General features: G+C 33.2%; 6 protein-coding genes. 1 reads left to right on the top strand and 5 read right to left on the bottom strand.

Features of this window, described 5'->3' with window-relative positions; translation table 11 throughout:
• On the top strand, positions 1 to 2,089 hold a 2,089-nt coding region (locus ABWO04_RS08685), incomplete at its 5' end, for a T9SS type B sorting domain-containing protein (RefSeq protein WP_353079192.1).
• 71 nt (positions 2,090 to 2,160) lie between these two features.
• On the opposite strand, the gene ABWO04_RS08690 is transcribed toward ABWO04_RS08685, so the two are convergent.
• From ABWO04_RS08690 to ABWO04_RS08710, 5 genes are all read right to left on the bottom strand, one after another.
• Complete coding sequence (locus tag ABWO04_RS08690) at positions 2,161 to 2,796, bottom strand: alpha/beta hydrolase (protein ID WP_353079194.1); 636 nt, start codon at positions 2,794 to 2,796, stop codon at positions 2,161 to 2,163.
• Between the two features lie 3 nt (positions 2,797 to 2,799).
• Positions 2,800 to 3,111, bottom strand: a complete 312-nt coding sequence (locus ABWO04_RS08695) for a hypothetical protein (protein ID WP_353079196.1) — start codon at positions 3,109 to 3,111, stop codon at positions 2,800 to 2,802.
• Entirely contained in the window at positions 3,111 to 4,361 is a 1,251-nt protein-coding gene (locus tag ABWO04_RS08700; RefSeq protein WP_353079198.1) for a dihydroorotase, read from the bottom strand. The genes ABWO04_RS08695 and ABWO04_RS08700 overlap by 1 nt, the downstream gene beginning before the upstream one ends.
• Complete coding sequence (locus tag ABWO04_RS08705) at positions 4,358 to 6,286, bottom strand: BatA domain-containing protein (RefSeq protein WP_353079200.1); 1,929 nt, start codon at positions 6,284 to 6,286, stop codon at positions 4,358 to 4,360. Before ABWO04_RS08705 ends, ABWO04_RS08700 begins: the two co-directional genes overlap by 4 nt.
• Before the next feature lie 31 nt (positions 6,287 to 6,317).
• The coding region (locus ABWO04_RS08710) for a DEAD/DEAH box helicase (protein ID WP_353079202.1) at positions 6,318 to 7,529 on the bottom strand (1,212 nt) is incomplete at its 5' end.

A 7,529-nucleotide genomic window follows, 5' to 3' on the forward strand; every position in this document is an offset into this window, starting at 1 on the left:
ACCAACACTAACACATGCTACTACAGGTGCAACAGGTATAGGAACACCAACTGGACTTCCAGCAGGAGTTACCGCTTCATGGTTAGCAGATACTATCACTCTTATAGGCACACCAACAGGAACAGGAACTTTCAATTATACCATTCCTTTAACAGGTGGATGTGGAACGGTTAACGCAACAGGAACGATTACCGTAAACCCAATACCAACAAATATTGGTATTACAGGAACTACTACTACTTGTGCAGGAATTCCAGTTAATGTAACTCTTACCGCTACACCAGGTACACAACTTACATGGAACGGTACACCAAGCACAATTACCATTGGCGCTTCAGGAAGTAATGTGATTTCTGTATCGCCAGCAGTAAACACTACCTATGAAATAGTTAGTGCGGACTTGAATGGTTGTGCGATTCCAGTTACTGGACAAACAGCAACAGTAACAGTTTCTCCTACACCACAGTTTGTTAATCCAATTGCAGGTTTTGAAATTTGTAATGGCGGAACTTTAAATATTGCCTCACAATTATTAAGCACAGTTGCAGGTGCTGATTTTATCTGGAGCGCAACAACAAGTAATGTAAACATGCCAGCCATTAGTGGAACCAAGGCCAATATTGACCAAGTGGTTACTTTGATTAACGGTTTCCAAAACGGTACCATTAATATAGAAGTAAAACCACAAATAGGAAGTTGTTTTGGTACGTCACAACAAATATTAATTACAGTAAAACCAATTCCTGTAATTACTTCTACGGTTTCAAATAAAACGGTGATTTGTAATAACGAATTTGTTACCCTTACTTCTAATTCAAATCCAGCGGCAACGGCTTATAACTGGCAAATAAACACAGCAACAGGTGTTCAGATTGTGGGAGGCGCTACAAGTGGCACTTCAACAACTGGAATTGTGAATTTACAATTGGCATTAACCAATCCGTTAGTAGTGGGAACCATTAGTTTTGACTTTACACCCGTAAACGGAATTTGTACAGGTGCTACAATTACAAATGCAGTAACTATAACAGTGAATCCAATACCAGGTACACCAATTAGCTTACCACCAAATGAAATCTGTAGTGAAAAATCTACGAATTTAACCATTTCATCATTTCCATCGATAACAGGAACCACACTGGTTTGGACGGTTATAGATTCTCAAAATGTAACTGGATTTACAAACGGAACCGGAACAGCTCCATTTACCATCAATGATGTTTTAACAAACACTTCAGATGTTCAAGGATTTGTAAAATATAGTGTAACCTCACGATTAGGAAACTGTGATGGAGGTACTACAGAATTTATTGTTCGTGTAAACCCATTACCAAAACCAGAATTAATTGACGGACATATTTGTGTGAATCAAACTACAGGAGTAACGTATCAAGGGTATATGTTAGATGCTCAGTTATCGGACCCTAATTTCACGTATGATTGGTATTTATTAAACACGACCACGAATGTTTATGATGCGTTACCAAGTACAAACGGACCTACATACGAAGCGATGCAGCCAGGAACGTATCAAGTAGTGGTAACCAACACGGTAACCAATTGTGAGCAAAGCGACACAGCAAGTGTAGTATCTGTTTATCCAGCTACAGGACTAACAGCGGAAGTTACGGATGCCTTCACAGAAGATGCAACCATAACAGTCACTGTAAACCCATTAGGAACAGGAAATCTAATTTATTCATTAGACGGTGGCGCTTGGCAAGAATCAAACATTTTTACAGGCGTTCAAGGCGGCACACATGAAGTAATGGTAGAAGATACAGAAGGTTGTACGAACCTAACAATAGAAGTATTAGTTATTGATTATCCGAAATATTTTACACCAAATGGTGATGGAATACATGATACTTGGAACATAGAAGGATTGGATCAACCGGATGCTAAGATTTATATTTATGATAGATATGGTAAGTTGTTAAAACAAATTACACCTATACCAACCAGTCAAGGATGGGATGGTACTTATATTGGTGCATCAATGCCATCAACAGACTATTGGTTTACCATTGAGTATAAAGAAAATGACCAACAAAAATTATTTAAAGCTCACTTCGCTTTAAAAAGATAAGATTTGAAATACTTATAAAATAAAAAAGGCTCCGATTCCGGAGCCATTTTTGTTTTATATTTAAAGTAATTTTAGTCTAACCAATTTTTAAAATCCCAAAAGTTTTGTGGCGCTACGCCATGTCCTACGGGATATTCTTTATACATAATACGCAAACCTAATTTTTCTAAATATGGTGCTGTTTTTCTTGCCCATTCCACAGGAATTACTTGGTCTTGTGTGCCGTGAGAAACAAAAAATTTAATATGTTTAATTTGATTTACATCATAATTTTCTGGTAAAATTTGTTCATTTAAATAACCGCTTAAAGCCACAACTTTATTAATTTTTTCTGGATACGTAAACGCCATTCCATAACTTAAAATCGCACCTTGACTAAATCCAATTAATGAAATATTCGATTTATCTAAAGGTAATTTTTCTGAAATTTCATCAATAAAATTTGCGATTAGTTGTAATGACTCTTTAGCTTGTTCGTTATTTGAAAACTTATTTTCATCAGCATCAAAAGTAATTTCATACCAAGCATAACCATAAGGTTGTAAATTGTATGGCGCACGAATCGAAATTACATATACATCTTCAGGTAATTGAGGTGCAAAAGAAAACAAATCTTCTTCATTACTTCCATAGCCGTGTATTAAAAGTAATGCGCCGTTTTTTTCTTTTATTTCTTTTGGCGCTTTTACCAAATATTCTAAACTCATAAATTATAAATTTTTAAACCATTTCTGAAATTGTTCACCCACAAGTGGCACCAATTTCATTTCATTATTCATCACACCCGAAAAACTTATAATCCATAAGATTAGAAAAAACAACCAATAAGCAGTTGATACAAACCAACTATCAAAATAGCCAATGAAATAACCACCCAAGTGAAAACACAAAAAGATGCCTAAAGTTTGACGCGTATAAAAACTAACAAAATGGTTCTTTTTTTCAGTATTCATCATAAGGGCTACAATGGTTCCAATTATCGTAAAATGGCCAATCATTGCGTTTACTTTATGCTCTTCCATTAGATTTCAATTTTATTATTACTAATAATTCCGTACACTTTTCCTTTCATTTTCTTACCTAACATTATTGAGTTTTTAGAAAAAGAAAGTATATTTTCTTTATTGAAAATCCAATCTTCATTTGGATTAAACAAGGTTAGTTCTGCTTTATTTCCTTCTGCAATGGTATTGTTTTCTAAGTTGAAATAAGATTTCGCAGCAGTAAATTTAGCTACAATAACTTCCGTTGGTAAAACCGTTTGTAAGGCACCAAATGCACTTTCTAAACCTATCGAGCCATAATCGGCTAAATCGTATTCTAATTGCTTCTGTTCGATGTTTACAGGGCAATGGTCTGACGTGATTACAGAAATCACATTGTTTAAAACTCCTTCAATTAAAGCTTTTCTGTCGGTTTCTGTGCGAAGTGGTGGATAAATTTTAGTATTCGAATTAAAATCTGCCAATTCTTCATCTGTTAATACTAAATTATTTACCGAAACCCCACACGTAATTTCTAATCCTTGTGCTTGAGCTTTTGCAATTAATTCAACAGATTTTTTTGTTGTAATGGATGGAATGTGTAATTTTCCTTTTGTATAAGCAAGTAAAGCAATGTTTCTCTCGATTTCAATTTCTTCCGCCATTGCTGGAATTCCTTTTAATCCAAGTTTCGTTGAAACTTCTCCTTCATTTACAAATCCTTTTCCTTTTAGGTCTTTATTCATAGGTTGTACGAACAAAATCCCGTTAAAATTATCGACATATTGAAATGCTATTTTAAGCAAATTCGGATTGTTTAAGCCTTTTTTATAATCTCCAAAAGCTACCACGCCTGCATTTTTCATATCAAAAAGTTCGGCTAAGTCGGTTCCTTCGCTGTTTTTGGTTAAACAACCCACTATATGTAGGTTGGTGATGCTATTTTGTGCTTTACTTTTTATAAATTGAATTACCGCTTGGTTGTCAATCGCTGGATTCGTATTGGAATGTAAGAAAACAGAAGTAAAACCACTTTTTGCAGCTACTTTTAGTCCGTTTTCAATGGTTTCTGTTGTTTCAAAACCTGGTTCTCCAAAAACTACCGAAGTATCTAACCAACCTTGAGAAATATGTAAGTTCTCTTTTTCAATGACTTCAAAACCTTCTTTTATGGTTAGATTTTTTCCAATTTTAGAAATAATCCCATCTGTAATTTCAATATCAACTTGTTGCTTATGAAATGGGTTTTGACTTTCAAGTAGTGTCGCGTTTTTTAGTAAAAGATTCATTTTACAAATTTTTGGATTAGTAATTCAATTAGTAAAAGTAATAATGTGGCAAAGATAAAATATTTCCAAACTTCATTGCTTGTTCTTGATGAATGAATGTCAGAATAAAACGTAGATACAGCATTTACTTCTGTACACGAATCAAAATAATCTGAATTTATTTGCGATAAATCGCTTTCATTTCTTGGATAGTTGAAACTGATAGCTTTAAGCGATTCTTTATCTTTTAATACTTCGTAATTTCCAGATTTTTCTGGATAATTTCCGAAAGTAAGTTTGATTTTATTATTCAAAATTTGTTGCATCGGAATAAAACTATTTTCTGAATTGGTAACGCTTAAAACATTATCTTTTGCAATAGTTTCGTTAATTATGGTGTAATTATTTTCTCCAATTACAAACGCATTTAAACCAGTTTTGTTGTTGTTCTGTCCCATATTATAAAAGGTAGGCACAATTAATGGCGAATTTTGAATGTTCGAATTTTCCTTATTTATTGAAGTAGAAAAAAAGTATAAATTTCCAAGTTTATTTGTGATATTTCCTAAGAAAACACTCTTATCTTCATATTGTAATACGGGCAAATTACTACCGTTTATGGTAAATGATGCATTCGTTTTTGGATATTGGAAATTGCTAATTTTCTTCTCAAATACATTGGCATATATCGGATGATTGAAACTAATTTGTGTAATTTGTTTTTCTTTTTGTGTTTTTTCTGAAAATGAAATCGGACTAAAATTACTCAAAAAAGCATTGTAACTCGAAACATCGCTTGTAACATCAGGTATAAAAATTATGGTTCCGCCTTTGCTGTAATAATTTTTCAAAGTAACAGATAAAGCACTTGAAATAGTTGGTATTTCATTTAAAACCAAAGCATCGGCATTTTCAATTGCATTGTAATTTAAGGTGTTCCAATCTGTTGATGTGTAGTTAAATTCGTCAGCTGTGAAAATTCTGGATAAAAAGTTGTTTTTTTCTGGAGTACCCACGGCAATTACATTCGATTTTTGTGGTTTCGAAATACTAAAATAAAACGTATTGTCAAATGTTAAGCTATTATCTTCAATTTTAACATAGCCGTGAAAATCTGTTTTCGGTATGGTAAATAAAATTTCTTTTTGAGGTTTTTCTTTCGAAATCAATGCTTTACCTACTAATTTTTTTCCATTATACATAGAAATCGGCACATCATTTTCAACCTCTCCGTAAGTAGAAATACTAATTTTCAACTCGTAAAATTGATCTAAAACCTGACTAATTTGTACGTTTTTAATTGCAGAATTATAGGTTTCGTTTGCTTTTACGGTTTGATAATACAGCGATGATGTTTCGCTTAAATTGGTTTTTAATTCTTCTTTTAAACCAACTGCATCAGAAATAAATAAAATATCTTTCGGAATGCCTGGTTTTTTGGCTTCAATTCTGGTGATAATTGCGGCAGGATTAAATGGAGTAGACGAGTAGTTTAAATTTTGTAATTCTTTTTGAATGTTTCTAATATTCGTATCGTAAAAATTTTCATCGTTGGTAAGTACCGATAATTGTTGGTCTTCAGGTGTGTTTTCTAATACATCCTGAATGGTTCTTTTTAATAATTCGCCATTATTTCCTTTGGCTTGCATCGAAAAGGAATTATCGATTACCAAAATCAGTTCGTTATTTTTTTTATCGAAATCTTTTGCTTTGAAGAAAGGTTGTGCGAAGGCGAAAATTAAAGCGGTTAAAAGTAATAAACGAGTGACTAATAATAGCCATTTCTTAATTGTAGCGCTTTTACGGGTTTGAACTTCGAGTTCTTTCAGCAATTTAACATTCGTGAATTCTTGTTTTTTAAATCGTCTCAATTGAAAAAGATGTACCAAAATTGGTATAATCAATAGAAATAAAAAATATAGAATTTCTGGGTTTTTAAATTGCATTTTTATTAAAGTTTTTCAAAAATACTAAAAATTACTTTTTCTTTTTCTTTTCGTCTCGTTTTCTTTCAATTCCACGGTTTCTGGAAGCGGTTTTTCTTGGTGTTCTTTTTCCTGGACCTCCTAAATTGACTTTGCTATTTTTCTCCGATTTTTTCTCAAAAGCATCACCACCCGTTTTCTTTACACGTTTCAAAAGCGTTTTTACTTTCTTTTGATCTTTTTCGAATTCTAATCGTTGTTGTTCTATTTTTACATTTGTAGGAATCTCGTGAATTTTAATTTCGGTTTGCATTAGCATTTCTACTTCCAGTTGAAATTCGTCTTCTTTCGGACCAATAAAACTAATGGCAATACCGTCTTTATCGGCACGACCCGTACGACCAATTCTGTGCATATATTGCTCTGGGATTTCAGGAAATTGCATATTTATTACGTGTGTAATATCTGTAATATCCAATCCACGCGCCATAATATCAGTGGTTACTAAACCTCTAATTTCACCCGTTTGAAAATTTTCCATCATATTTAAACGGTAATTTTGCGTTTTATTGGAGTGCACCGTTCCAAACTGACCTGGGAAATCTTCTTCTAAATGTTCTAATAGGAAATCGGCCATTCTTTTACTGTTTACAAACAATAAAATTCGGCTGTATGATTCGTCTTGTAATAAATGCTTAAGTAAATTTATCTTCGTTAAAAAGTTCGGCACCACATAAGCACGTTGTTCTATTTGCTCTAATGGAGTACCACTTGGCGCTAACGAAACTTCTTCAGGAAATTCGAAAAATTCGTCTAACAAATCGTCTACTTCTTCTGTCATAGTCGCCGAAAACAAAATATTTTGTCTTTTCGAACGCATCATTGATAATATAGAAGTCAATTGTACTCGAAATCCTAAATTTAATATTTCATCAAATTCATCAATCACTAATTTTTGTAAATCGTCAAAACGCAAGACATTATCTAAAGCCAAATCCATAATTCTACCGGGTGTTCCCACCACAATATCAATTCCAGAATAAATGTCTTTTTTTTGTGTATTGATGTTCACGCCACCATAAACGGCAAGTGAACGCACACTCATATATTTTGTTAATTTTTCAATTTCTTCGTGCACTTGCACTACTAATTCTCGAGTAGGCACTAAAATTAGTACTCTCGGTATATCGGTATGTACAAATCGCCATTGCTTTAAAATAGGTAACAAATAGGCAAACGTTTTACCCGTTCCGGTTTGTGCAAT

This window comes from Flavobacterium sp. (assembly GCF_040382755.1).
Taxonomy (GTDB): domain Bacteria; phylum Bacteroidota; class Bacteroidia; order Flavobacteriales; family Flavobacteriaceae; genus Flavobacterium.

Coding starts and splice junctions, on each gene's coding strand:
- ABWO04_RS08690 (WP_353079194.1), bottom strand. CDS start 2,796: ATGAGTTTAGAATATTTGGTAAAAGCGCCAAAAGAAATAAAAGAAAAA.
- ABWO04_RS08695 (WP_353079196.1), bottom strand. CDS start 3,111: ATGGAAGAGCATAAAGTAAACGCAATGATTGGCCATTTTACGATAATT.
- ABWO04_RS08700 (WP_353079198.1), bottom strand. CDS start 4,361: ATGAATCTTTTACTAAAAAACGCGACACTACTTGAAAGTCAAAACCCA.
- ABWO04_RS08705 (WP_353079200.1), bottom strand. CDS start 6,286: ATGCAATTTAAAAACCCAGAAATTCTATATTTTTTATTTCTATTGATT.